Here is a 25,452-nt window from a genome sequence, read left to right as displayed (position 1 = left end):
TCCCCCCGTGAGCCCGTCCGGCGCTTGCCGGCCACGGCCGGTCGCCGGGGCGGCCGGGTCCCGCCCCTAGATCCCGCCGAGTGGGCCTAGTCTCGGTCCCAGGCGTAGGGGTCCAGGTAGATCACGTGGCCGCCCTTGTCGTCGGACTCGTCGACGATGTCGCGCCGGGGCGGGCGCGGCGGCTCGCGATGCCTGATCGCCGGCGGGTTCTCCGCCGCCGCCGAAGCGTGCTCGTCTTCCCAGTCGTCCCTGATGACCGGGATCGGCTGGGTGTCGCAGTCGGCGGCGTCCAGCCAGTGGCCCGGAAGCGCGCGGGGCTCGTCCGGCTCGGCGAGCCCGACCCGGCTGGCCACCGATCCGGCGGCCTTGGCGATCCTGGCCCCCGCCTTGCGGACCGGCGCGGTGGCCGTGCCGACCCTGGCGGCGGCCTTGGTGACGGCCGCGTTGTGTCCCCGGAAGATCAGCCACCAGTTGGCCAGCCCCGCCGAGATGCCGGCGGCGACCCCCACCTCCAGCGTCACCGAGAGCGTGACCTCCCAGGCCGCCGGGCCGACGGCGGAGAGTCTCGCCCCGCCCAGCGAGCCGCCGGACAGCGCGGCCAGCATCCCGGCCGCCGCACCGGTCGCCAGCCCGCAGACGAACCCCCACAGCGGCGCGCCCTCGTACGACGGCGACGGCGCGATCCTGACGCCCAGGACACCCGCCACCGCCCCGGCCGCGAACGGCAGCGCGATCACCACCATCACCCATGCCGGGGTGGAGCCGGCCTCCGGCAGGGCGCCCAGGATCGGCAGGCTCGGCACGGTCCCGAGCTGGACCCCCGTCGGAGCGACCAGCGTGCCGGCGCCGACCGCGAAGCCCGGGCCGGCGATGTAGGCCATTCCCCAGATGACCGCGTTCAGCAGATAGAGGCACTGCAGTAGCAGAAGCAGCAGGCCGCCGACGAAGCCGGGCGACAGGATGCCCGACAGCTCCTGAACCTGTCTGAAGTTCACCACGACGGCGCCGAGCACCATGACGGCGCCCGCGAGGAGCATGATCCCCAGCGCGGCGGACGAGGCCACCACGACCGAACGCAGCCGTTCGGGCAGCAGGCGCAGCATCGACCGCCACGGCCCGATCGTCCTGGCGGTGGCCAGCGAACCGGCGAGGAAGGCCAGCACCAGGTGGCTGACCAGCACGTCGCCGAGGAAGGGCTGGGTGACCTCGTTGCGGGTGACCAGCGCGATGATCCCGGCCAGCAGCGCGTACGGCGCGGCCAGCGAGACGCCCGCCTGGGCGACCAGCACGAGCTGGGCCCGGCGGCGGGCGTTGGCCTCGTCCTTGGGGCTGTTCTTGGGCAGGCGTGCGGGCAGCCGCAGGCGCAGGTCCGCGTCCCGGGCCATCCAGATCCCGGCGCGGTACAGCAGGAAGGCCGGAAGCACCGTCAGCCCGAGCGGGAGCAGCCCGATCGATCCGCCGGGAATCGCGAACCCCGCGTGGTGGGCCGCCAGCCACAGCTGCGCCGCGGCGCGGAACACCCCCGGCAGGCCCGGACCGAACGCGCCCTTGGGGGAGGCGATCCAGCCGACCAGGGTCAGGGTGGTGAGCACCGCCAGGCCCACGCCGAGGGTCCACGCGGCGGCGAGCATCCCGGAGACGGGGAGCGGCCGGCGGACGTCGTCGTCGTCACCCGTGACGCCTGGCAGGGGGATACGGCTGAGGACATTACGGGGAGCTGTCCGGAGCTGATCGAGGAAGGCCGTCACAATAGTCGATGGTCTCAGGATCTTCCGCGTGGGCGAGACTCCTTCGCCCCGCGTGTCGCGTGCCGTACAAGAAGCCGCCGGACGACGGTAAAGGCGCCCGGTCGGACACCGGGCGCCTTTACCGGGCGAGCTAGCGGGACTGCATGACCTCGCGCATCAGGCGGGCGGTCTCGCTCGGGGTCTTGCCGACGCGGACGCCGACCTTCTCCAGAGCCTCCTTCTTCGCCTGCGCGGTGCCGGCCGAGCCGGACACGATCGCGCCCGCGTGACCCATGGTCTTGCCCTCGGGCGCGGTGAAGCCCGCGACGTAGGCGACGACCGGCTTGGTCACGTGCTGCTCGATGTAGGCGGCGGCACGCTCCTCGGCGTCGCCGCCGATCTCACCGATCATCACGATCGCGTCGGTGCCGGGGTCGTCCTGGAAGGCCTGCAGGGCGTCGATGTGCGTGGTGCCGATGACCGGGTCGCCACCGATGCCGACGGCGGTGGAGAAGCCGAAGTCGCGCAGCTCGTACATGAGCTGGTAGGTCAGCGTGCCGGACTTCGACACCAGGCCGATACGGCCGGCGGTGGTGATGTCGGCGGGGATGATGCCGGCGTTGGAGGCGCCGGGCGAGGCGATGCCGGGGCAGTTCGGCCCGATGATGCGGGTCTTGTTGCCCTTGGCGACCGCGTAGGCCCAGAACTCGGTGGTGTCATGGACCGGGACGCCCTCGGTGATCACCACGCAGAGCGGGATCTCGGCGTCGATGGCCTCCTTGACGGCGTCCTTGGTGAACGCCGGGGGCACGAAGACGACCGACACGTCGGCGCCGGTCTCCTTGATGGCCTCGACGACGGTGCCGAAGACGGGCAGGCCCTCGTGGGTGGTGCCGGCCTTGCGGGCGTTGACACCGCCGACGACGCGGGCGCCGGAGGCGAGCATGCGGCGGGTGTGCTTGGTGCCCTCACCGCCGGTCATGCCCTGAACGATGATCTTGCTGTTCTCGGTCAGCCAGATAGCCATTACGCACCTACCGCGGCGAGCTCGGCGGCACGCTTGGCCGCATCGTCCATGGTGTCGACCAGTTCGACGCCGGAGAGCTTGGCGTCGGAGAGAATCTGCCGCCCGAGTTCGGCGTTGTTGCCGTCCAGCCGGACGACCAGCGGGCGGCTGACGGCCTCGCCGCGGCTCTCCAGCAGCTGGAAGGCCGAGACGATGCCGTTGGCGACCGCGTCGCAGGCGGTGATTCCGCCGAAGACGTTCACGAAGATCGACTTCACGGCGGGGTCGGAGATGATGATCTCCAGGCCGGCCGCCATGACCTCGGCGGAGGCGCCACCGCCGATGTCGAGGAAGTTGGCGGGCTTGGGCCGGCCGGGGAAGGCCTCGCCGGCGTAGGCGACGACGTCGAGGGTCGACATGACCAGGCCCGCGCCGTTGCCGATGATGCCCACGCTTCCGTCGAGCTTGACGTAGTTGAGGTCCTTGGCCTTGGCCGCGGCCTCCAGCGGGTCTTCGGCGGCCTTGTCCTCGAAGGCCGCGTGGTCGGACTGGCGGAAGGTCGCGTTGTCGTCGAGGGTGACCTTGCCGTCGAGGGCCTTGACCTGGCCGTCGGCGGACAGGATCATCGGGTTGACCTCGACCAGGGAGGCGTCCTCGTCGACGAAGGCGGCCCAGAGCTTCTCGATGAGCTCCGCGGCGCCGTCGAGCGCGACCTCCGGCAGCCCGCCGGCCTGGGCGATCTCACGGGCCTTGGCGCGGTCCACCCCGTCGAGCGGGGAGACCGGGACCTTGGCGACCTTCTCAGGAGCGCTGTGCGCGACCTCTTCGATGTCCATGCCGCCCGCGGCGGAGCAGATGGCGAGGAAGGTGCGGTTCGCGCGGTCGAGCAGGAAGGAGAAGTAATACTCCTCCGCGATCGCGCTGGCCTCCTCGATCAGGACCTTGTGGACCGTGTGGCCCTTGATGTCCATGCCGAGGATCTGGGTGGCCTTCTGCTCGGCGTCGGCGGCGTCGTCGGCGACCTTCACGCCGCCGGCCTTGCCGCGGCCACCGGTCTTGACCTGTGCCTTGACGACGACACGGCCGGTCAGCTGCTCGGCTGCCGCGCGTGCCTCCTCCACGGTGTGCGCGACAATGCCGCGCGGCACCGGGATGCCGTACTCCGCGAAGAGCTCCTTCGCCTGATGTTCGAACAGGTCCACGAGGGTCCGTCCTTGCTTGTCCGGCTGGTGTATAGATGTCGGCGGGCCGGCTCCATGATCTGAGGGGAGCCTGGCGGTTTTGCGCCAATGAAGCCTAGCCCCATCAGCGGCATGAGCAGGTCACCGGGTCCTTAAACGCGGGCGGGAATGGCGCCACGCACCCATTCGACGATCTCCTGGGTGGTCGCGCCCGGCGTGAAGACCTGGGCCACGCCCATTCGCCGGAGCTCGGGCATGTCCGCCTCCGGGATGATCCCGCCGCCGAACACCACGATGTCGCTCGCGTCGTTCTCCTTCAGCAGCTCGATGACCTTGGCGAAGAGCGTCATGTGCGCGCCGGAGAGGATGGACAGCCCGATCGCCGCCGCGTCCTCCTGAATGGCGGTGCGCACGATCTGCTCGGGCGTCTGATGCAGGCCGGTGTAGACGACCTCCATCCCGGCGTCCCGCAGCGCCCGAGCCACGATCTTCACCCCGCGGTCGTGTCCGTCGAGCCCGGGCTTGGCGATGACGACACGGATCCTCGACACGGCATCCATCCAGACCTCCTTGTCTGTGCCCCACTCGCGACGTGAGAGCTGTCCGCAGCGTAACCGCCCGTGGTCCGCCGTGGCTGTACGGCTCCCCCGTTCGTATCGCCATAAATCATGAATTGGTGATTTGACGTCCCGCGGCGTCGGCCCACACGCTCGCGAAGGACCGGCGCGCGGGCGGGATCGGCCGCCGGAAGGCGGGGATTCCCTGGGGGCTCTACAGAAAAGATCCTATTTCGCTACATTTGTCGGCATAATTCCCGGTTGCGGTATGGCATGCTCTACAGTTTTTGATCTTCTATCCTGGGAAGGGAGTTTCCCCATGAAGCGATGGATCATCGTGGTGTCCGGCGCCCTGGCCGTGACCGCCGTCCCCGCGAACGCCCAGGCGGCCTCCGGGAACGCTCAGGCGGTGTCCGTGAAGGCTCAGACGGTCTCGGTGAAGGCCCAGGCGGCCACCCCCGCCGACCCGGTGGCCGCGCTGAGGGCCCAGTTCGCCGCCCAGCGCGGCGTGAAGATCGCCGAGAGCGGCAGGACCGCCTCCGGCCGGAAGCCCTTTTCCGCGCAGAAGCGCCGGGGGGTCGTGCAGTTCGGCGTTTCGGGAGTCACGGGGTACGACATCCTGACCAAATCCGATCTCGCGGGAGACGACGCCAAACCGGTGCGCAACCTCGCCGTCGGCGGGAACGTGTACATGAACGGCGGGGTGATCGGTGAGGGCATTCCCGAGGGCAAGAAGTGGCTGAAGGCACGCGGTGAGATCGGCGACCTGTCGCCCTTCTCGACTCCGGTCCTCCTGCTGGAGCCGGCCACGCTGAAGGCCCTGCTGTCCACCAGCACCGCCAAGAAGCCCGGCGCGCGCCTGCACAAGGGCACGATCACCTTCGGCGCGCTCTACCGCGTCTCGCCGTCCTACCGCGCGCGCCTGCACGGCAAGAGGCCCGGCGCCAAGGTCGCGGACATGACGGTGGCCTGGCGGCTGTGGCTCGACCGCGACGGTCTGCCCGGCAGGCTGGTCACCTCCTGGGCGGAAGCGCCGCTCAGCATGGGGATCACCCGCGTCAGCGATGTACGGTTCGCCTTCTGGGGAACCCCGGTGAACCTCGTCGCGCCGCCGGAGGAGGAGGCCTAGTCTCCCCACCCCCCCTTGCCCCGGGATAGTCTCCCCATCCCCCTTGCCCCTCCGCCGGCCCCGGCCGGAATCCGGGGTCCGGCCGGGGGAGTTCTTCCCGCCCCGGCCGGACGCTTCCGGCCGGGTCAGCCGCCGGCGAACTTCAGCCGCACGATGGCGTTGTCGAGGACCGTGGGCGTGCCGCCGTTCTTGTCGTTGTTGGTCGAGGTGAGCCAGAGCCCGCCGTCGGGAGTCTTGACGACGGTGCGCAGGCGCCCCCACCGGCCGTTGAAGAACGCCCTGGGCGTGTCGGTGGTGGCACCGGTGATCTTCATGACCCACAGCCGCTGGCCGCGGACGGCGGCCATGTAGATCCAGTCGTTGACGATCTCCAGCCCGCTCGGTGACGCGGCCGCCACGCTCCACTGCTGGACCGGGTCGACATAGGCCGAGTTCCCACACCTGCCTTCACAGTTGGGCCAGCCGTAGTTCTTACCGGGCTGGATCAGGTTGAGCTCGTCCAGAGTGGCGTCCCCGAACTCCGACTCCCACAGCCGGCCCCTGGAGTCCCAGGCGAGGCCCTGCGGGTTGCGGTGACCGAGGGTGTAGACCCTTGGGGCGTTCGGGAACGGGTTTCCCGGCGCTCCGGCGCCGGTCGGCGTCAGCCGCAGGATCTTGCCGTTGAGCGAGTTGAGGTTCTGGGCGTTGTTGCCGTCCTGGGCGTCGCCGGTGGTGACGTAGAGCAACCCGTCCGGACCGAATTTGATCCGGCCGCCGTTGTGGAATTTGTTCTTCGCGATCCCGGTGACGAGCGGCTCGCGGGCGCCGATCCTCCCGTTCTCGTACTTGAACCGCACGACGCGGTTGTCGGAGGCGGCCGTGTGGAAGGCGTAGACGTAGTGGTCGGTGGCGAAGTTCGGCGAGACCGCCAGCCCCAGGAGCCCGCCCTCACCGCTGGTCGTCACCGCCTCACTGACCTTGCCCACCACGGTCTTCTGCCCGGCGAGGGTGACACGGACGATCTCGAACCGATCCCGCTCGGCGACCAGTGCGCTGCCGTCGGGCAGGAAGGTGACGCCCCAGGGCAGGTCGAGCTTGGTGACGTCCCTGTCGTACACGGGGTCGCCGCCGGTGGCCGTGCCGGTCGTCCTGACCGTCAACGGTGCGCTGCGCGGCGAGAGGTTGCCGTTGGCGTCGAAGGCCTCGACCGCGAACGCGTAGGCGGTGTTGGGCGCCAGCCCGTCGGCGGTCGCGGTCAGATCGGGCACGGTGGCGAACTTCACACCATCGCGGTAGACGTTGTAGCCGGTCACCCCGATGTCGTCGGTCGAGGCGTTCCAGGCCAGCGTGACGGTGCCGGCCGCGACGTTGGTCGCGCGCAGGCCGGCGGGCGTGCTCGGCGGCTGGGTGTCGTCGCTCGGCGGTGTGGTGAGATCGACGTTGTTGCTGCCCTGGGAGGCGTTGCCGGCCGCGTCGTAGGCGAGCACGCTGAGCACGTACCTGGTGTTGGGCGTCAGGCCGGGCAGCGTGGTGGCGGTGACGTTGCCGCCGACGGTCATCAGCACGTTGCCGCCGTTGTAGATCTTGTACTGCGAGACGCCCACGTTGTCGGTGGACGGATCCCAGGCCAGGTCCACCGAGGTCGGCTTGACCACGCCGACGGCGCGCAGGTTCGCCGGCGCGGTCGGCGGCGTGGCGTCGGACGGCGCCGACGCGCTCAGCCGGTCGAGGTTGGGTCCGCCGCCCGCCGTGGTCGCGGTGGCCCTCACCTTGTTCGCGCCGGCGACGAGACCGGCGTTGACCGACTTCTCCACCCAGGTCGTCCACGCGCCGGTGCCGGGGAAGGACAGCCCCGCCGAGACCCGCGTGCCGTTGACGGCGATGTCCATCGGCCGGTCGGCCGTGGTGCCGTTGGCGTAGCGGAACTTGAGGCCGTAGTTGCCGGCGGTCGGCGCGTTGACGGTGAACTCGACGTAGGAGCCCACGACGTTGTCGTAGTCGACGAATCCGGTGCCGGTGTACCCGGCGTGGTTGGACGCGACGGCGCCCTGCGAGACGGCGGCGTTCTCCGCCTGGTAGTCGGTGCCGGCCGTCGCCACCTCGACGTCGACGTAGTCGAGGTTGGGCGTGCCACCCGCGGTCGTGGAGGTGATCCGGACGGTGTTGCTCCCGGCCTTCACCGGCGCGGTCAGGGTGGAGGTCGCCCAGGTGTCCCAGTTGCCGGTGCCGTTGAAGGCGCGGCCGGCCGAGACCACGGCGCCGTTGACGGCGACGTCGGAGGGACGGGCGTCGGTGGTGCCGTTGGCGTACCGGATGGCGATGGTGGCGGTTCCGGCGCCGGCCGCGGTGACGGTGAACTCGACGTAGGAGCCGGCGACGTTGTCGCCGTTGACGAATCCCGTGCCCGAGAAGCCGCTGTGGTTGGACTCCACGGCTCCCTGGGAGACGGTGGCGCTCTCGGCCTCGTAGCGGGTCGGTGCCGCGGCGGCGGGCGGAGCCACCGCCAGGCCGAGCAGTAGCCCGGCCACGAGCGTGCCGGCCAGCCGGCGTGCTCGAATGGGAGACCTCATCGATCGATCCTCCTGCTGTCGTCTGGGGAAGGGCTGCGCCGGTACGGCCCGCACCGACCCGCACGGCGCTGCGCGCGTGCCGTACCGGGTGCGGGCCGTACCGGACGAGGTCTCAGTTGGCGGTGAGGAACTTCTGGGCGAGTTGCCGGCCCAGGGTCACCGCCTGGGAGTGGTCCTGAACGGCCGACACCTTCGTGCCCGAACCGGTGAAGACGATGTAGGTGACGCCGGTGTCGGTGCCGCCGTTGCTCGGGTCGGGGTTGATGCCCAGGTCGGCGGCCGTCTTGTAGGACGCCTCACCGATGATCCCGCTGGGTCCGGTATCACCGACGACGGCGTATTCGACCTGCCCGTTGTAGACCACCGCCACGACCGTGCCGCAGTCGATGCCCTTGGTGGTGTAGTTCCAGATGCCGCTCGCGCTCGGCACCACCACGTACGGCAGGGCCGCCGCGTTGAGCGGTGCGTCCGCGGTGGTGTGGCAGGCGGTGTCGGGCAGGAAGCAGCAGTCGGTGTTCTCGTTGCACTGGGTGGTGCGGACGCCGTCGCAGTCGATGTCCATGTCGGCCTTCCAGAACACCGCACCCGTCTTGTTGCACACCGCCACGGTGGCCGTGCTCACGTCGGAGTCGGTCTTGTACTTGCCGTTGGAGATCTGGCTGCACGAGGTGACCTTGGCCAGCAACTGGTCGGCGGTGGGGCCCGCCCCTCCCGCGCCGGTGGTGCCGGTCACGACGGCGCTACGACCGGACTCGTTACCGGCGGCGTCGATCGCGGTGATCGTGTAGGAGTGCGTCGAGGAGGCGGCCAGGCCGGTGACGGTGGCGCCGGCGGTGGCCGGGGCGGCCACGAGGGTGGCGCCCTCGTAGACGCGGTAGCCGGTGACGGCGACATTGTCGCTGGAGTCGTCCCAGGCGAGTGAGATGCTGCTGGCCGAGGTGCCGGTCACCCGGGGATCGGCCGGGACCGTCGGCGCCTGGCCGTCGCTCCCGCTCGAACCGCTCACGGTGAGCCTGTCGACGTTGGGACCGCCTTCCGCGCCGGTCCCGGTCGCCCTGATCGTGTTGACCCCGGCGTTGAGGGTGACGTTGACGCCGGCGTCGGCCCAGGTGTCCCAGTTGCCCGTGCCGGCGAACGCCTTGCCCGCAGCCACGACGGTCCCGTTGACGGAGATGTCCATCGGGCGGGTCGTGGCCGTGCCGTTGGCGTAGCGGATGGTGAGGGTGTGGGATCCGGCGGCGGCGACGTTCACCGTCCACTCGATGGAGCCTCCGGCGGCGTTGACGTAGTCGACGAAGCCCGTCCCGGTGAAGCCGGTGTGGTTGGTGGCGACCGTGGCCTGGGTCAGGAGCGCGCCCTCGGCCTGGTACTCCGGGACGGGCGCGTCGGCGACGGTGGCGTCGAGGTAGTCGAGGTTGGGATTGCCTCCGGCGTTGGCGGCGGTCACCCGGATCATGTTGGGCCCGGCGTTCAGCGTGGCGGTGAGGGTCGAGGTGGCCCAGGTGTCCCAGCTGCCGGTGCTGCCGAAGGCGCGGCCGGCGGAGACGACCGTGCCGTTGACGGCGACGTCGGCGGTCCGGCCGGTGGAGGTGCCGTTGGCGTAGCGGATGGCCAGGGTCGCGGTGCCCGTGGCGGGGGCGTTCACGGTCCACTGGACGTAGGAGCCGGCGGCGTTGTCGCCGTTGACGAATCCCGTGCCCGAGAAGCCGCTGTGGTTGGACTCCACGGCTCCCTGGGAGACGGTGGCGCTCTCGGCCTCGTAGCGGCCGGTGCCGGCGTGGGCCGGCAGGGCGGAGAACGCTGATGCCAGGAGTGTCGACAGGATGAAAACCAGCAGGCCGGTACGGGTCGGGCGGGGAGGCATCGATCTGGCTGGATGCACGAGGCGCCTTTCTGCTGAGCCGCGCGCTCCGTTGCCCCCGCCTGGGCGAATCGGCCGAGCATCTCGTGTGAACGATGAGGGATGGCTCGAGCTTTTAGTTAGGAAGCATTCCTAACTATGAGAGATGGGATCATCGCGCCGCTTCCCGAGTCAAGGGGTAGTGGGGGCCCAAAAATGACAAGTCACGAAATATCCGGTCAGTGGGATTTGTCCGCCCGGCCCCTCCGGCCCCGGGTTCTCCGCCACCCCGCTCCCCCGGCTTTCCCGCCGCTGTCCGATGCGACCCGCCGTACGGCTCACCCGTGCGCAATCCGCGCGCGCGAGTTGTTGGCCCACGCCATAGCCGGGACCTCGGCGGTTGGCTAGCTTGGCGGATCTTGGCCCCGGGAGGAGATCGCGATGAGACGGTGGATCACCGCGTTGGTGACGGTGCTGGCCGGTTCGACGCTGTCCGCGGGGACGGCGCAGGCGCAGGTCCAGGCGCCGCCGTCCCCGGTGCGCAGGCTTCAGGAGCAGTTCGGCGAGCACGTGGGACTGCGGATCTCCGACCTCGGACGGGTCTACAGGGACGGCAAGGCGGTCGTCACCATCTGGCGCCGGGGCAGGGTGGAGTTCGACGCCGCCGGGGTGTACGGCACGGACACGGTGGGGCGGACGGAGCTGGGGAAGGGTGTGGTGAAGGAGTTGGAGAGCCGGCTCGGGCAACGGCTCGGCTCGACCCGGGTGATCTGCTTCCCGAATGAGGCGTATCTGTCCGGCCCCGGCTACGAGACGTGGCTGCCGGAGGGCAAGACCTGGCTCGGCCTGATCGGCCCGGCCAACATCAAGCAGACGGCGGCGCTGCCGCAGATCGTGAACATCTTCGAGCCCGCCACCCTGGGCACCCTGCTGTCGCACGCCGCGACGCGAAGGAAGGGCTCGTACGGAACGATCCTCCAGGGCGCCGTCACGCTGCGCACCCTCTACCGGGTCTCCCCCAGCTTCCGCGACCGGCTCCCCGGCCCGCCCGGCGCCCGCAGCGGCCGGATCCCCATCGGTTTCCGGCTCTGGCTCGACCGGGCGAACCTGGCCCGCCGCCTGACCACGACCTGGAGGCAGCCCCTCCCCGGCCATCCCCGCGAACACACCACCACGGTCGCGGACACCCGTTACACCGGCTGGGGCTCACCCGTCACGCTCGTTCCGCCGCCTCCGGAGGACACCGCCGACGCCGGCCGCGTCGGCGCCGACTTCCCCGAGCCCGCGGTGCTGCCGATCGGATAGGACAGACGGATCTGGGCGAAACCTCCACGGGTGATCCACGGCTTCCCGTCAAGCGCGCCATTCGGCCGCGCCCTTCACTCGCAAGGGTTCACGACTCCCCCGAAAAAGGGTTCACGACTCCCCCGAAAACGGTACAGGAGCAGGAAGACCCGTCCGCCGCTCCCGGAAGAGTGAAGCTCTGCACAGAACATTCACATGTAATTCAGGGCGTTTATCCGTATATGGGATGCCATCGCGATCTTGATCGGCAAGAATACCTGCGTCCCTCCCACACGAGGTGGAGGGATTGTTCAGGAGGAAATTCATTTTGAAGCGATACATCGCCGGCCTGGCATGCGTCGCGACGGCAGTGCTGAGCGCCCCCGCGCTCGCCTCGACCGCGCACGCCCAGGCCGTCGATCCGATCACCGCGCTGAAGAGCCAGTTCAGCAACGGTCGCGGCGTGAGCTTCGTCGACACCACGAAGATCCAGGGTCCACAGGGGAACGCGATCATCGCCCAGCGGAAGGGGGCGTTCCAGTTCGGCGCCTCCGGGGTCAACGCGTCCGACCAGACCGCCAAGCTGCGGTTCAAAGAAAGCGATTTCGAAGGAGCCTTCGGTGACGGGGAAGGCGACGAGGAGTCCAGGAAGATGATTGCCGGGCTGACCAAGCCCGAGCGTGTCATCCGCATCAAGAACACGACCTACATCTCCGGCGGCATCCTGGGCGAATATCTGCCCTCGGACAAGACTTGGGTCCGGGTCCCCGCCGGGATGCTGGGCATGACCGGCCCGTTGAGCCAGTCCGTCAACGTGGCCGAGCCCGCGACCCTCAAAGCCCTGCTGGCGCACGCCACCAAGCGTGGCGGGGTCTACAGCGGAAAGATCACCTTCGGCGAGCTGAGCAAGGTGTCGCCGTGGTTCCGGGCCTCGATGGCCGGCGCGAGCACCGCACGCACCGCCAAGCGAGTGGTGACCTGGAAGCTGTATCTCGGCTCCGACCAGCTCGCCGAGCGGCTGACGACGACCTTCTCCATGGGCTCCGGCGACGAAGCCACACCCATGACGGTCGACACCCGCTACACCGGCTGGGGCGCCAGGATCACGGTCAAGGCCCCGCCTGCCGAGGAGGTCGCCGAGATGAAGGACCTGGGAGAGGAAGCGGAAGAGGCCACCTCGATCCCGCTGCTCGGCGGATGATCGCCTTACGCCGTCCTCAGCTGATCGCAGCCGATCGCCCGGAAGGCCGGCCCGCCGCCGACCAGGTCGTCATGCGGAGGAACTCGCGGAAGGTCTCACCACCGAGCTCCCCGTTCCGCTGATCAGCGGCAAGTGACGTCTTCACACTGACCGCAGCGTCCCGAACGACCCGTGCCCGGCGGCATCGTCTGCCGGCACGGGTTTTCCGTGGTTTTAGCGCGACATGTCGTGAATTAGGAAAGAATCTCCTTCCCCCTCCGCGAAGACGCGAGGCTCCATACAGGAGGACCTTCTAGATGAGGCGAATGATCGCCACCCTGACCGGCGCCACCGCGGCGGCGCTGATCGCACCCGCGCTCGTGGCCGCGGTTCCGGCGAACGCCCAGGCCAAGCCGGCCGACCCCGTTTCGGCGCTGAAGAGCCAGTTCAAGGCTCATCACGGCGTCAAGCTCACCGAGAACACGAAGCTCATCGGCGACGGCAAGAACCAGCGGGTGATCCTGTCCAGGCGCAACGGCGTGCTGGAGTTCGGCAAGTCCGGCGTGGCCGCGTCGGACCTGAGCAGCACCTTCAACCTGCCCGGCGTCGACAAGGAGCTCAAGAAGCTCTTCGGCCCTCCCTCCCGCATGATCACGGTGAAGGGCGCCTCCTATATCTCGGGAGGGTTCTACGCCGACTCCATGCCGGAGGGCAAGAAGTGGGTGCGCCTGCCCGGCGGCGCGTCGGTCGCCCTGGGCAACCCGGTGGAGCAGATGCTCAACCCCCTTGAGCCCGCGACGCTGAAGGCGGCACTGGCCCACACCACGACCAAGCGCCCCGGCGGAACCTGGGACGGCACCCGGACCGTCGTCCACGCGGGCACGATCACCCTGGGCGAGCTGTACAAGGTCTCCCCCTCGGTTCGCGCGATACTGGGCGCCGCCCCCTCGGCCAAGTCCGCCACGCTGCCGGTGACCTGGCAGCTCTACCTCGGCCCCGACCAGCTCGTCCGGCGGGCCGTCTCCTCCTACACCCAGTCGATGCGCGGCCTGACCAGCATGGACATCACCTACCTCAACGACAGCCGCTACTCCGGCTGGGGCGTGAAGTCGGCCATCAAGGCCCCGGCCGCCGACCAGGTCGCCGACTTCGACGAGCTGAACATCGGCGACGAGCAGAGCGAGGACCCCTTCGTCAAGGTCTTCAAGGGCTGATCCAGCGTAATCAAGGCCTTCAAGGGCTGATCCAGCGTAACGAGCGCCGGTCGGCCTCCGAACTCGATCGAGCTCGGAGGCCGGACCGCTCCGGCGGCCGGACGACCGCCCGGCGTCGGTCAGAGCTTCTCCAGCGGCGCGTAGGCCAGCAGCAGGGTCTTCTCTCCGCCGCTGCCAAAGTCGATCTTCACCTTGGTCTTCTCGGCCACACCGTCCACCGACACGACCGTGCCCAGGCCGAAGGCGTCGTGGGTGACCCGGTCACCCGGAGTCAGGTTGGGGATCGGCCGCCCGCCGGGCTTCCTCGCGGGCGCCGGGCGGGACTCGCGGCGAGAGCTGCCCGCCGCCGCGCTCCAGGCGTTCTTGCCCGGGTCGCTGCGCCAGTCGAGCAGGTCGGCCGGGATCTCCGCGACGAAACGGGAGGCCGGGTTGAACGCGGGCGATCCCCAGGAGCTGCGAACGGCCGCTCTGGAGATGTAGAGGCGCTTCTCGGCCCGGGTGATGCCGACGTAGGCCAGGCGTCGCTCCTCCTCCAGCTCCTTCGGCTCGCCCAGCGACCGCATGTGCGGGAAGACGCCGTCCTCCATGCCGGTGAGGAACACCACCGGGAACTCCAGGCCCTTGGCGGTGTGCAGGGTCATCAGCGTGACCACGCCCTGGCCGCCGTCACCGGCCGGGATCTGGTCGGCGTCGGCCACCAGGGAGACCTGCTCCAGGAACTCCACGAGCGTCCCCTCGGGATTGGCCTCCTCGAACTCCGAGGCCACCGAGATCATCTCGTCCAGGTTCTCCAGGCGGCCCTCGTCCTGCGGATCGCCCGAGGCCGCGAGCTCCGTGCGGTAACCGGTGCTCTCCAGCACCTCCTGGGCCAGCTCCGACGGAGGCACCTCACCGGCCTTGGCCCGCAGCTCGTCCATCAGCGCGACGAACTCCTTGATGGCGTTGAGCGAGCGGGTGGCCATGCCCGGCGCCTCGTCCGCCCGGCGAAGCCCCTCCCAGAACGGGATCCGCTCGCGGGAGGCGAACGCCTCCACCATCGCCTCGGCCCGGTCGCCGATGCCGCGCTTGGGCACGTTGAGGATCCGGCGCAGCGACACCACGTCGTTGGGGTTGGCCAGCACCCGCAGGTAGGCGAGCAGGTCGCGGACCTCCTTGCGCTCGTAGAAGCGCACCCCGCCCACCACCTTGTACGGCAGGCCGGTCCGGATGAAGATCTCCTCGAACACCCGGGAGGCCGCGTTGGTCCGGTAGAACACCGCCACCTGACCGGGTGTGACGCCCTCGTCGTCGGTGAGCTTGTCCACCTCCTGCGCGACGAACATGGCCTCGTCGTGCTCGTTGTCCGCGACGTATCCGATGATCTTCGGTCCGGCCCCCTGATCCGACCAGAGGTTCTTCGGCTTGCGGCTCTCGTTACGGGAGATCACCGCGTTGGCCGCGCTCAGGATCGTCTGGGTGGAGCGGTAGTTCTGCTCCAGCAGGATCGTCTTGGCGTTGGGGTAGTCGCGCTCGAACTCCAGGATGTTACGGATCGTCGCACCGCGGAAGGCGTAGATCGACTGGTCGGCGTCGCCGACCACGCACAGCTCGGCGGGGGCGACCGTGCCCTCCCTGACCAACTCGCCCTCGGCGGTGCGCAGCTCGGGGGCGCCGACGAGCTCGCGGATCAGGGTGTACTGGGCGTGGTTGGTGTCCTGGTACTCGTCCACCATGACGTGCCGCCAGCGGCGGCGGTAGTGCTCGGCCACGTCGGGGAAGATCTGCAACAGCGTGACCGTCAGCATGATGAGGTCGTCGAAGTCCATCGCGCCGGCCTCGGTCAGCTTGCGCTGGTAGCTGCGATAGGCCTCGGCGAGCGTGCGCTCCAGGTGGGTGGAGGCCTGGTCGGCGGCCGTCTCGTAGTCGATCAGCTCGTTTTTGAAGTTGCTGACCTGGGCGGAGAAGGAGCGCGGCGGGTAACGCTTGGGGTCGAGGTCCATCTCCCGGCAGACCATCGCCATCAGCCGCTGGGAGTCGGCCTGGTCGTAGATGGAGAAGCCGGAGGGGAACCCCAGCCGCTTGGCCTCGCGGCGCAGGATGCGCACGCACGCGCTGTGGAAGGTCATCACCCACATCGCCGCCGAGCGCGGGCCGATGAGGTTGTCGACCCGGTCCTTCATCTCCCGCGCGGCCTTGTTGGTGAAGGTGATCGCCAGGATCTCCTGCGGCTGCACGCCCCGCTCCCCGAGCAGATAGGCGATGCGGTGGGTCAGCACCCGCGTCTTGCCCGAACCGGCGCCCGCGACGATGAGCAGCGGGCTGCCATGGTGGACGACGGCCTCGCGCTGCTGGGGGTTGAGCCCGTCGAGCAACGGGTGGGTCAGGGAAGCGGCTGGGATCGGCACGCTCCCTAGGTTATGGGGGTCCACCGACAACCGGATCCAGCCCCGGAAAAGGAATGCCGGTGTACTCGCCGGTAGTTGTGAGGTTTGATCGATGTGCGGAACACGGAGGGGCCTCTCATGCTGTCTGAGAACGAGATCGAACGGGTGCTCGTGGTGACCGCGCATCCGGATGACGTCGACTTCGCCGCCGCGGGTTCGATCGCGCGGTTCACCGACCGGGGTGTCGAGGTGACCTACTGCGTCGTCACCGACGGGGACGCCGGCGGCTTCGACCGGGAGCTCGACAACGGGGGCATGGCGGAGCTCCGCCGTACCGAACAGACCAATGCCGCCAAGATCGTCGGTGTGACCGACCTGCGTTTCCTCGGCTACCACGACGGGACCGTGGTGCCGAGCCTGGACCTGCGGCGCGACATCACCCGGGTCATCCGCCAGGTCAGACCCGACCTGGTGATCACCCACACCCCGGAGCGCAACTACAGGTTCATCGCCCCCAGCCACCCCGACCACCGCGCCGTCGGCGGCTGCACGCTCGACGCCGTCTACCCCGACGCGCGCAACCCCTACACCTTCCCCTCGCTCCTGCGGGAAGAGGGCCTGGAGGCGTGGACGGTCCGGGAGGTCTGGCTCAACGGCGGGCAGACCCCCGACCATCACGTCGACATCACCGACGCCTTCGAGCGCAAGGTCTCCGCGCTGCACGCCCATGCGAGCCAGGTCGGCCACATGGAGGGGTTCGACGACTTCCTCCGGACCCGGTTCTCACAGGTGGCGGCCGAGGCGGGCTTCGGTGAAGGCCGCTACGCCGAGGCTTTCCAGCGGGTCGTCACCGCCTGAGCCGGACATGGGCGAAGATCGCTCCCCGATGAGGGATGCTCTCTTTCCGTGAGCACCATCGTCCTGTCGCCGGTCACCGCCGGCGTCGTCGTCCTGCTGGCCCTCGCCGGCGCGGCCGTCGCCCTGCTCGGCCACCTCGGGCACGCGCGCGCCGTGCTCGTCGCGTGCCTGCGGGCGGCCGTCCAGCTCGGCGTGGTCGCGCTGATCATCGTCTGGGCCGTCGAACGGCCGCTCGCGGTGGCGGCCTTCGTACTGGTCATGTACGGCGTGGCGAGCCTGACGGCGGGACGCAGGATCACCTCGGGCCGGGCGGTCCGGTGGGCCGCCGTGCCCATCGCGGCGGGGACGGCGCCGGTCCTCGCGCTGCTCGTCGGCACCGGAACCGTCCCGGCCAGGGGGATCACGCTGATCCCCGTCGCGGGCATCCTGCTGGGCGGGTGCCTGACGGCCACGGCGCTCGCCGGACGGCGGGCGGTGGAGGAGCTCGTCCAGCGGCGCGGGGAGGTGGAGGCGGCGCTCGCGCTGGGCCTGTCCGAGCGGGACGCGGCCCTGGAGATCTGCCGCCCGGCGGCGGCCCAGGCGCTGGTGCCCGCTCTGGACCAGACCTCGACCGTGGGACTGGTCACGCTGCCCGGCGCCTTCGTGGGGATGCTGCTCGGCGGGGCGAGCCCGGTCCAGGCGGGAGTGGTGCAGCTCATCGTGCTGGTCGCGCTGCTGGCCGCCGAGGCGGTGGCCGTGCTCGTCACGATCGAACTGGCGGCGCTGGGCCGGTTTCCGGCCCGGCGGTGAGACGATCGCCCGCGCGGACTGGCTCCGCCGGGGCCAGGCGGGCGAACAGGTAACCCAGCGAGTTCGTCGAGATGTGGAACAGTGCCGGGGCGGCCAGGCCTCCCCGGCGGCGGAGCTCGCAGAAGAGCACCCCGGCCAGCCCCGTCGCGGCCACCGATCCGGCCACCACCCGCGCCACCGCCCACGGCGAAGCCGTCACCGGCGTCCCCGCCGGCGCGGGCCCATCCGCCGTCGGGCCGCCCGTCATGGACCCGTCCGTCATAGACCCGTCCATCATCGGGCCATCCGTCATGGGCTCATCTCCCGTCGGGCCGCCCGCCGTCGGGCCGCCCGTCATGGACCCGTCCGTCATGAACCCGTCGGCCGTCGGGACGCCGCCGGAGGACTCCCCCGCCGCCAGGCGGCTCAGCGCGGGATTGGCGGCCGCCATGTCGATCGCGGGGAGCACGTGCCAGAGGCCGAACAGGATCGAGGAGACGACGGTGGCCGTACGGGGACCGTGGGAACGGGCGAGGAGGGCGTACAGCGCCCCGCGAAAGCCGACCTCCTCCAGTAGGACCGTGCCGACCGGCACCTGGAGCAGGGCCTCCTCGATCGCGCGGGCGCGGGAGAGCGACAGCGCCCGCTCGTCACGGAAGAAGCGGCGGGTGGCCGGGACGGTGATTCCCACGGCGTAGACCGCCGCGACGGCCGAGGCGAGGGCGCCGCCGATCCGCAGACCGCGCGAGCGCCGGTGAAATCCCAGCTCGGACCAGGACGATCCGGAACGGCGGGCCAGAGCGAGCAGCGCGCAGGTGGCGGCGGCCGAGGTCAACGGCGCCAGACGCGGCGCCAGACGGTTGTTGAGCACGTTGGCCGCCGCCAGGACGGTCACCGCGCCCGCGAGCACGGCCCCGCCCCCCGCCGCCGCATCGACCGCCGTCGTCTCGGACCCGCTCATCCCGACCGCCGTCGTCTCGGACCCGCTCATCCCGATCCTCCTCGATCTCGGGTTCGAGGCTATGCGGGACGGGCTCATCCCGCGGCGGGCTGCCGCCAACCGGCCGGGAACCGCAGGCCGCGCCGTTCCTGGACGGTGAGACCACCCCAGATCCCTTCGGGCTCCCCTGCCCGCACGGCGTAGGCCCGGCAGTCGGCCAGCACCGGGCAGATCGCGCAGACCGCCTTCGCCCGCGCCTCCTGCTCGACCGACTGCGCCAGTGGAAAGAACAACTCGGGGTCGCTCGCACGGCAGGCGCCCCGTATGGCCCAGCCGATCTCGCGAACCGTTCTCCGCATGACATCACCCCCTGCTGGATCACCGGCCCTCAGACTAGGCCGATCCCAGCGGCGTGACATCAACCTCCCGGCGGATTTGCGGGTAGTCGTCAGGATGTATCTCAGCAGGCCTTGGTGCCTTCGTTGTATCCCTTGGCGAAAACCGCCTGGCGCTGCTCCGCCGTACCGTGGGCGTCCGGGCGCAGCCAGTCGTCGGTGGGGTCGCCCGCCGCGGCCAGGTTGATCAGCAGTTCGTCCTTGTCGCCCGGCTCCGCCTCCAGCGATCCGCCCTCCACGAGCGTGCCCAGGGTGCCACCGGCGTAACAGTCGGCCTGGAGCTCGCGCTCCACGTTGAGCCGGAAATCATTGTTCAGCTGCACCTGTACGGCGTGCCCGAGCTCGTGCGGAATGATCACATATACCGAACCGTCTCCCATCTCCTCGTAGAGCTTGCGCATCCAGCTCTCGTCGTAGGCGATGAAGTGCCCGACCGGGCAGTAGAAGGCGTTGTTCGGCACCGAGGGCTGACCGCCGCAGTCGGGGCCGTCGTCCCCCCGGTAGGGGGTGAACGCGGTGACCGGACGGTAGGTCAGTCCCTCGGCGGAGAAGGCCCGGCTCCAGTAGGCCTCGCTGAGCTCCTTGGCCAGCTGGACGTCGGACTCGAACGTCTGCCCCAGCGGGGCGGACGTGGCGGCGTCGGTACCCGGCCGGTCGCTCCCGCATGCCACGACCGTGGCCATCAGGAGCGCGAGAAGACAGCGGAAGGCTTTCATACGCCTCATAGTGGCCCAACCCATCACCGCCACGCCACGGATCCACCGTGACCTACCGACCTACCCGATCCTGCCCGGCGCCCCGGTTCGGGGCCGGGCATGCCCGAGCCGTCCGCGCCCGGCCCCGTCCGCGGACGTCACGCGCGTCGGACCGCGTCGGTCACGGCGGTCACGGCGGTCACGGCGGTCACGGCGACGGCCAGGTGTGCACGGGCTCGTTGGCATGCATGTGCTCGATGTAGCGCAGGGTCATCCGGCGCAGCGCCTCGTGCCTGTCGAGACCCTTCGTCGCTTTCACCATCTCGCTCTGCCAGCTCGCCCCGGTCCTGCCGGTCACGCACCGCCGCTCGATGATCCCCAGCAGCCGGTCCCTGGGCCCGGGATCGACCCCCCACAGGTCGAGTCCCTCGTAGGCCAGCGGCAGCAGGCGGCGCAGGATCAGCTCGGCGGCGGCCACCTCGCCGAGCCCCGGCCAGTACAGGCGCGCCTCCAACCCGTTGCGGGCGGCCTCGTGCAGGTTGTCCCTAGCCGCGGCGAAGGACATCTGCGTCCACACCGGCCGTTCGGCCTGGGGAAGCACCCGCATGAGGCCGTAGTAGAACGCGGCGTTGGCCACGGCGTCCGCGACCGACGGCCCGGCGGGCAGCACCCGGTTCTCCACCCGCAGGTGCGGGGTTCCGTCCACGACGGCGTAGACCGGCCGGTTCCACCGGTAGACGGTGCCGTTGTGCAGGGTCAGCTCGGCGAGCTCGGGGGTCACTCCCCGGGCCAGTTCCTCGCGCGGGTCGGCATCGTCGCATAGGGGCAGGAGCGCGGGGAAGTAGCGCGCGTTCTCCTCGAACAGGTCGAAGACCGAGGTGATCCACCGCTCGCCGAACCACACTCTGGGCCGCACGCCCTGGGCCTTCAGCTCCTCCGAACGGGTGTCGGTGGCCTGCTCGAACAGCGGGATCCTGGTCTCCTGCCAGAGCTTTCGACCGAACAGGAACGGCGAGTTGGCCGCCACCGCCACCTGGGCGCCCGCGAGGACCTGGGCCGCGTTCCAGTGGGCGGCGAACGACGCGGGGCTGACCTGGAGATGGAGCTGGAGGCTGGTGCAGGCGGCCTCGGGGGTGATGCTGTCGGCGTAGGTGTCGAGAGACTCCTCCCCCGCGATCGACAGGTGCAGGTCCTCGCCCCTGGCCTGGAAGATCTGCTCGTTGAGCAGCTTGTAACGCGGGTTGGCCGACAGCGTGCCCTCGTGCACGTCGCTCTCGCGCAGCGTGGGCAGGATGCCGACCATCACCATGTGTCCGCCGACCGTGTTGGCCCGCTCCTCGGCGTGGTTGAGCCGGTCCCGGACCGCCTTCTCCAGCCGCATGACGCCGTCCCCCCGGAGGGACTCCGGCATGACGTTGATCTCCACGTTGAACTGGCCGAGCTCGGTGGCCCAGTCCGGCCGCGCGATCGCCGCCAGTACCTCGGCGTTCTTCATCGCGGGCTCGCCGCGGTCGTCCACGAGGTTGAGCTCGATCTCCATCCCGGCCCTCGGCCGGTCGAACTCGAACCGGGACTCGCGCAGCATCTGCGCGAAGACGTCGAGACATCGGCGAACCTTGTCCCGGTATCGCCGACGATCTTCCCGGCTGAACACCATCGCAGGCACATCGCGACCCATACTTCGCAGAGTCGCACATAAGTTACGGATAGTACAGGTCACACCAGGCGGCGCGCGGTGGCCCATCGGGAGAGCTCGTGGCGGTTGGAGAGCTGGAGCTTGCGCAGGACCGACGACACGTGGGTCTCCACGGTCTTGACCGAGATGAACAGCTCCTTCGCGATCTCCTTGTAGGCGTAACCGCGGGCGATCAGACGCAGGACCTCGCGCTCGCGCTGGGTCAGCGAGTCGAGCTCGGGGTCGATCGGCGGGGCCTCGCTGGAGGCGAAGGCGTCCAGCACGAAACCGGCCAGCCGCGGGGAGAACACCGCGTCGCCCTCGGCCACCCGGCGGATCGCGTCGGTGAGCTCGCGACCGCTGATGGTCTTGGTGACGTAGCCCCGGGCACCGCCGCGGATCACGCCGATGACGTCTTCGGCGGCGTCGGAGACCGACAGGGCGAGGAAGCGGACCGGGGAACCGGAGCCGAGAACGCGGCGAAGCACCTCCTGGCCACCGCCACCGGGCATGTGCACATCGAGCAGGACCACGTCGGGCTGGAGCTCGGCGATCGTCCTGACCGCGGACTCCACGTCCTCGGCCTCCCCGATCACCTCGATGGAGTCGCCCAGCTCGGCGCGGACACCGGAGCGGAACAGCCGGTGGTCATCGACGATCAGAACCCTGATGGCACTCATGAGCCCTCCTCCACCGGTCGCACCGTCGCACTCGCGTTCTTTCCGTCTCGCTCGCTCACGCCTTCTCCAACTTCATGGTCAACATCACTTCCGTGCCCTCGCCGGGCTCGGCCCGCACACGGGCGCTGCCGCCGTGGCGCTCCATCCTGCCGATGATCGACTGACGGATGCCCATCCGGTCCTCGGGCACCTGTCCCATGTCGAACCCGACACCACGATCCCGGATGAAGATGACGACCTCCTCCGGCTCCGCCTCGGCGTAGACGGAGATGACCGATGATTCAGAGTATTTCGCGGCGTTGACCATAGCCTGTCTGGCAGCCTGCATCATCGCCGACAGTTCCGGAGTCAGCGGGCAGTCGCCCACGCAGACGACCTCGATCGGCACCCCGTGGGCGTCCTCCTCCTCGGCGGCGACCCGGCGCACCGCCGCGGCCACCGACGCGTCGGCGTCCTGTTTCGGCTGGTAGAGCCAGTTGCGCAGCTCACGTTCCTGGGAACGGGCGAGCCGCATCACCTCGCGCGAGTCATGGGCGTTGCGCTGGATCAGGGTGAGCGTGTGCAGCACGGAGTCGTGCACGTGCGCGGCGACCTCGGCGCGCTCTTCCTGCCGGATGCGCTCGCGGCGCTCGCGCTGCAGTTCCTTCCACAGACCGGCCAGCCAGGGAGCCGCGATGAGCGCGACGCCGCCCACGACCACCACCGTGAACACGATGCCGGAACGCGCCTTGTCCAGCTCGTTGATGGCCGCCAGGAAGCCGATCGCGCCGACGACGACGAGCACCAGGCCGGCGAACGTGCGGACCCGGTTGCGGCGCACCTGCCCGACCGTCGTGCTCATCCAGCGCCGCCGCCGGTCAGGGTCGGCCTGCTGCCACAGGATCAGCGAGCCGATCCCGCCGATCGCGATCGGCCAGGCGCCGATTCCACCCCTCGATGCGCCGGTGAGCCAGCCGAGGGCGATCAGCGCCATCCCTATCGCGCCGTAGGCGGCGAGCTGGCTCCAATCGCGGCCGGGCTCCTTGCCCTCGTACGGCTCGCGCGGGGTGAACATCCACAGCGCCGCATAGGCCACGGCGCCGATCCCGTCCAGCACGGTGAGCAGCACGAACGCCAGCCGCAGCACGACCGGGTCGAGCCGGAGCTGGGCGGCGGCGCCCTGAGCCACCCCGGCGACCAAGCGGCCCTCCACCCGCCTCATCAGGCGGGGGAGAGCGGGCTCCTCGGGGGTCGCGGGCGCCGCGTCACGAATTGTCTGTCGGTCAGCCATATCGTCAGCATCGTCACACGTCGGACCCCCTCGGCGCATCCGGCGTCCCCCTGACCCGACCCTGAGACGGCCCCGCACGCTCCGGGAGGACTCAGGGGTCTCCCGGATGCGGCCCCCGCCGCGTAGGGGCCACGATGGGAACATGACCGACACCGGGAACGCACAGGACCCGGCGAGCACCTTGTCCGACTCGCCGCCCGCATCCGCCCTCGGCGAGGAGCGCGTGCTCCACCGCAGCGACGAGGGCCGCATGCTCACCGGCGTCTGCGCGGGCCTGGGACGCTACGCCGGGATCGACCCGGTGCTGTTGCGTGTCGGTTTCGCGGTGCTGATCCTCGGCTCGGGCATCGGCGTCATGCTCTACATCGCGGCCTTCCTGCTGATGCGGGAGACGAACGGCGGCCCGGGCCACATGGAACAGTGGACCCGGCGCACCTTCGACAGCGAGACCGTGCTGGCCCTGCTGACCGGCGTGTTCGCCTTCGGGCTGATCATCAACGTGTCCTCGGACGGCATCGGCACCGGCACGGTCGTGGTGGGCACGCTGTTCGCGATCACCCTGCTCGCCGCCCACGCACGCGGCGCCGACCTGCTGGCCGTGGTCCGTTCCCTGCCCGACCGGCTACGCGGCCGTCACGTTCCCCGCGCCGCCGGACAGCCGCCGGCGGCCTTCGACTCCGCCCAGCCGCCCGTGGCGGAGCCCTACCCGGCCACGCGGTCCCGAGCCGGATCCGTGCCCGCGTCCGCGCCTGCGTCCACGTCCGTGTCCGTGTCCACCGCCCCCCACCCGGCTCACCATCCGTCCGCCGAGCAGGCGTCGCACTCCGCGCCGCCGAGCACGGACCCGCCGGCCGACGACACGCCCCGCCCCGCTGACGGGCCCTCCGGCGAGGGCACACCGTCCCACGGGGGCGCCTTCCCGCACGAGGACGACTCCTCGCCCGCAGGCGCCGCATCCCCCGAAGGCCCGGCACCGCACGAGGAGCCGGCACCGTACGAGGAGCCGGCGCCGCACGGGAGCACGACGCCTCGGGAAAGCGTGTCCTCCCACGAGGAGGCGTCCTCGTACGAGAGCCCGGCTCCGTACAGGAGCATTCCATCCTTCCCGAACACGTCTCCGGCCGTGAGCGCGCCGCCGTCCCCCTACTCCGACACCGGGTCGTCGTTCGACTCCTCCGGCGAGCCGTTCTCGCCCTACGGCCCCTACCAGCCCCTGGATCCCCGCAAGCGACAGCAGCCGTACTCCCCCTATGACCTCTCCGGGTACGGCGAGCCGGTCCGGACGGCGCCCCGGCCGAAGCGGCCCCGGTCGTTCGTCGGAGGCGTCACCCTGTGTCTGGCCATGATCGTTGGAGGGATCATCTTGGCGGTCCAAGCCACATCGGGATCGGTCAACATGACGGTCGTCGGCGGCGCGGTGCTGGTCACCATCGGCGCCGGCCTCCTGCTCGCCGCCTGGTTCGGCCGGGGCGCGGCCCTAGTCGCGGCGGGCACCGTCGTCTCGATCGCCCTGGTCGCCGGGTCGACGCTGACCGGCATGCCGAAGAGATTCGGCACCTACCACTGGGACCCGACGAAGATGTCCGAGATCGCCAAGAGCTACGCGGTGGGCGTCGGCGAGGGCACTCTCGACCTCAGCGACCTGAGATTTCCACCGGGCTCGCGAACGGTCTTCGACGCGTCCGTCTCGGTCGGCCAGATGAACGTGATCCTGCCGCCGACGGCCCGGGTCGAGGTCAACGGATACACCAAGCTCGGTGACGTCAAGATCGACCATACGGTGGAGGGCGGGGCCGACATCCAGTACAGCAAGGTCCTGGAGCCCGAGGTGACCCCGGACGGCGACGTGGCGACCATCGTCCTGAACGTCAAGGCGGGCATCGGAGACGTGGAGGTGCGCCGTGCGGCCTGAGATCGACCGGACAGGGCGCGGCCGGTGGCATCGCACGGACTGGATGGCCCTGCTCAGCGGCATGCTGTTCATCGCGGTCGGAATCGTGTTCATCAGCCGGCCGTCGATCGAGCCGATGGTCATGATCCCGGTCGTCCTGGGCGGCCTGGGATTCGCGGGCCTGGTCGCCATCCTCGTCCGGGCGGTCCGGCGTTAGAGGGACGGGACCCGTCTCGTCGCCGGGCGTTTC

General features: G+C 70.1%; 21 protein-coding genes. 8 read left to right on the top strand and 13 right to left on the bottom strand.

All coding sequences use genetic code 11. The features are described 5' to 3' along the window. Nucleotides 1–86 precede the first annotated feature (86 nt). From ACQPYK_RS06740 to ACQPYK_RS06725, 4 genes are all read right to left on the bottom strand, one after another. Nucleotides 87–1,748 carry a cell division protein PerM gene (locus ACQPYK_RS06740; RefSeq protein WP_433251850.1) on the bottom strand — a complete coding sequence of 554 codons (1,662 nt, stop codon included), beginning with the start codon at nt 1,746–1,748 and terminating at the stop codon, nt 87–89. A gap of 130 nt (nt 1,749–1,878) precedes the next feature. Beyond that, on the bottom strand, nt 1,879–2,754 hold the full coding sequence (gene sucD / locus ACQPYK_RS06735; protein ID WP_433251847.1) for a succinate--CoA ligase subunit alpha: 876 nt from the start codon (nt 2,752–2,754) through the stop codon (nt 1,879–1,881). Next, entirely contained in the window at nt 2,754–3,935 is a 1,182-nt protein-coding gene (gene sucC / locus ACQPYK_RS06730; RefSeq protein ID WP_433251844.1) for an ADP-forming succinate--CoA ligase subunit beta, read from the bottom strand. Before sucC ends, sucD begins: the two co-directional genes overlap by 1 nt. Before the next feature lie 131 nt (nt 3,936–4,066). Then, a complete protein-coding gene (locus ACQPYK_RS06725) occupies nt 4,067–4,474 on the bottom strand; it encodes a cobalamin B12-binding domain-containing protein (protein WP_433251841.1) in 408 nt (135 codons plus the stop codon). Between the two features lie 316 nt (nt 4,475–4,790). Between ACQPYK_RS06725 and ACQPYK_RS06720 the strand changes: the two genes are divergently transcribed. Beyond that, on the top strand, nt 4,791–5,600 hold the full coding sequence (locus tag ACQPYK_RS06720) for a hypothetical protein (protein WP_433251838.1): 810 nt from the start codon (nt 4,791–4,793) through the stop codon (nt 5,598–5,600). 125 nt (nt 5,601–5,725) lie between these two features. Here the strand turns inward: ACQPYK_RS06720 and ACQPYK_RS06715 are convergent, their stop codons facing one another. Next, nucleotides 5,726–8,149: a PQQ-dependent sugar dehydrogenase gene (locus ACQPYK_RS06715; protein WP_433251835.1), complete on the bottom strand. Its 2,424-nt coding sequence runs from the start codon at nt 8,147–8,149 to the stop codon at nt 5,726–5,728. Between the two features lie 112 nt (nt 8,150–8,261). After that, nucleotides 8,262–10,013: a CBM35 domain-containing protein gene (locus ACQPYK_RS06710; RefSeq protein WP_433251832.1), complete on the bottom strand. Its 1,752-nt coding sequence runs from the start codon at nt 10,011–10,013 to the stop codon at nt 8,262–8,264. Nucleotides 10,014–10,430: 417 nt separating this feature from the next. Here ACQPYK_RS06710 and ACQPYK_RS06705 point away from each other — a divergent pair, with 417 nt between their 5' ends. The 3 genes from ACQPYK_RS06705 (at nt 10,431) to ACQPYK_RS06695 (ending at nt 13,667) form a co-directional block, all read left to right on the top strand. Beyond that, entirely contained in the window at nt 10,431–11,294 is an 864-nt protein-coding gene (locus ACQPYK_RS06705; protein ID WP_433251829.1) for a hypothetical protein, read from the top strand. 307 nt (nt 11,295–11,601) lie between these two features. Beyond that, nucleotides 11,602–12,474, top strand: coding sequence for a hypothetical protein (locus ACQPYK_RS06700; RefSeq protein ID WP_433251826.1), 873 nt, complete (start codon nt 11,602–11,604; stop codon nt 12,472–12,474). Between the two features lie 296 nt (nt 12,475–12,770). Next, on the top strand, nt 12,771–13,667 hold the full coding sequence (locus ACQPYK_RS06695) for a hypothetical protein (RefSeq protein WP_433251823.1): 897 nt from the start codon (nt 12,771–12,773) through the stop codon (nt 13,665–13,667). 119 nt (nt 13,668–13,786) lie between these two features. On the opposite strand, the gene pcrA is transcribed toward ACQPYK_RS06695, so the two are convergent. Continuing rightward, nucleotides 13,787–16,051 carry a DNA helicase PcrA gene (pcrA, locus tag ACQPYK_RS06690; protein WP_433251820.1) on the bottom strand — a complete coding sequence of 755 codons (2,265 nt, stop codon included), beginning with the start codon at nt 16,049–16,051 and terminating at the stop codon, nt 13,787–13,789. 117 nt (nt 16,052–16,168) lie between these two features. On the opposite strand from pcrA, the gene ACQPYK_RS06685 reads away from it, so the two are divergent. Further along, nucleotides 16,169–16,888, top strand: coding sequence for a PIG-L deacetylase family protein (locus ACQPYK_RS06685; protein WP_433251817.1), 720 nt, complete (start codon nt 16,169–16,171; stop codon nt 16,886–16,888). Nucleotides 16,889–16,936: 48 nt separating this feature from the next. Beyond that, complete coding sequence (locus ACQPYK_RS06680) at nt 16,937–17,677, top strand: ABC transporter permease (RefSeq protein ID WP_433251814.1); 741 nt, start codon at nt 16,937–16,939, stop codon at nt 17,675–17,677. Here ACQPYK_RS06680 and ACQPYK_RS06675 read toward each other — a convergent pair. The 6 genes from ACQPYK_RS06675 to ACQPYK_RS06650 form a co-directional block, all read right to left on the bottom strand. Next, the gene (locus ACQPYK_RS06675) at nt 17,631–18,647 is read right to left on the bottom strand and encodes a CPBP family intramembrane glutamic endopeptidase (protein WP_433251811.1); all 1,017 of its coding nucleotides are present in this window, start codon (nt 18,645–18,647) and stop codon (nt 17,631–17,633) included. The two genes, ACQPYK_RS06680 and ACQPYK_RS06675, sit on opposite strands and share 47 nt — an antisense overlap. 44 nt (nt 18,648–18,691) lie before the next feature. Continuing rightward, entirely contained in the window at nt 18,692–18,955 is a 264-nt protein-coding gene (locus ACQPYK_RS06670) for a WhiB family transcriptional regulator (protein WP_433251808.1), read from the bottom strand. Nucleotides 18,956–19,056: 101 nt separating this feature from the next. Beyond that, on the bottom strand, nt 19,057–19,707 hold the full coding sequence (locus ACQPYK_RS06665) for a neutral zinc metallopeptidase (protein WP_433251805.1): 651 nt from the start codon (nt 19,705–19,707) through the stop codon (nt 19,057–19,059). 187 nt (nt 19,708–19,894) lie between these two features. After that, on the bottom strand, nt 19,895–21,364 hold the full coding sequence (locus tag ACQPYK_RS06660; protein ID WP_433251802.1) for a glutamate--cysteine ligase: 1,470 nt from the start codon (nt 21,362–21,364) through the stop codon (nt 19,895–19,897). Between the two features lie 38 nt (nt 21,365–21,402). Beyond that, nucleotides 21,403–22,041, bottom strand: a complete 639-nt coding sequence (locus tag ACQPYK_RS06655) for a response regulator (RefSeq protein ID WP_433251799.1) — start codon at nt 22,039–22,041, stop codon at nt 21,403–21,405. 55 nt (nt 22,042–22,096) lie between these two features. Beyond that, entirely contained in the window at nt 22,097–23,311 is a 1,215-nt protein-coding gene (locus ACQPYK_RS06650; RefSeq protein WP_433251796.1) for an ATP-binding protein, read from the bottom strand. Nucleotides 23,312–23,453: 142 nt separating this feature from the next. Between ACQPYK_RS06650 and ACQPYK_RS06645 the strand changes: the two genes are divergently transcribed. Together ACQPYK_RS06645 and ACQPYK_RS06640 are read left to right on the top strand one after the other, a co-directional pair. After that, nucleotides 23,454–25,223, top strand: coding sequence for a PspC domain-containing protein (locus ACQPYK_RS06645; protein WP_433251793.1), 1,770 nt, complete (start codon nt 23,454–23,456; stop codon nt 25,221–25,223). After that, entirely contained in the window at nt 25,213–25,419 is a 207-nt protein-coding gene (locus tag ACQPYK_RS06640) for a hypothetical protein (protein ID WP_433251790.1), read from the top strand. The genes ACQPYK_RS06645 and ACQPYK_RS06640 overlap by 11 nt, the downstream gene beginning before the upstream one ends. Nucleotides 25,420–25,452 lie beyond the last annotated feature (33 nt).

It is taken from the genome of Streptosporangium sp. CA-135522 (assembly GCF_050949235.1).
GTDB lineage: Bacteria > Actinomycetota > Actinomycetes > Streptosporangiales > Streptosporangiaceae > Streptosporangium.
This window is presented reverse-complemented; position numbering and strand designations above follow the sequence as displayed.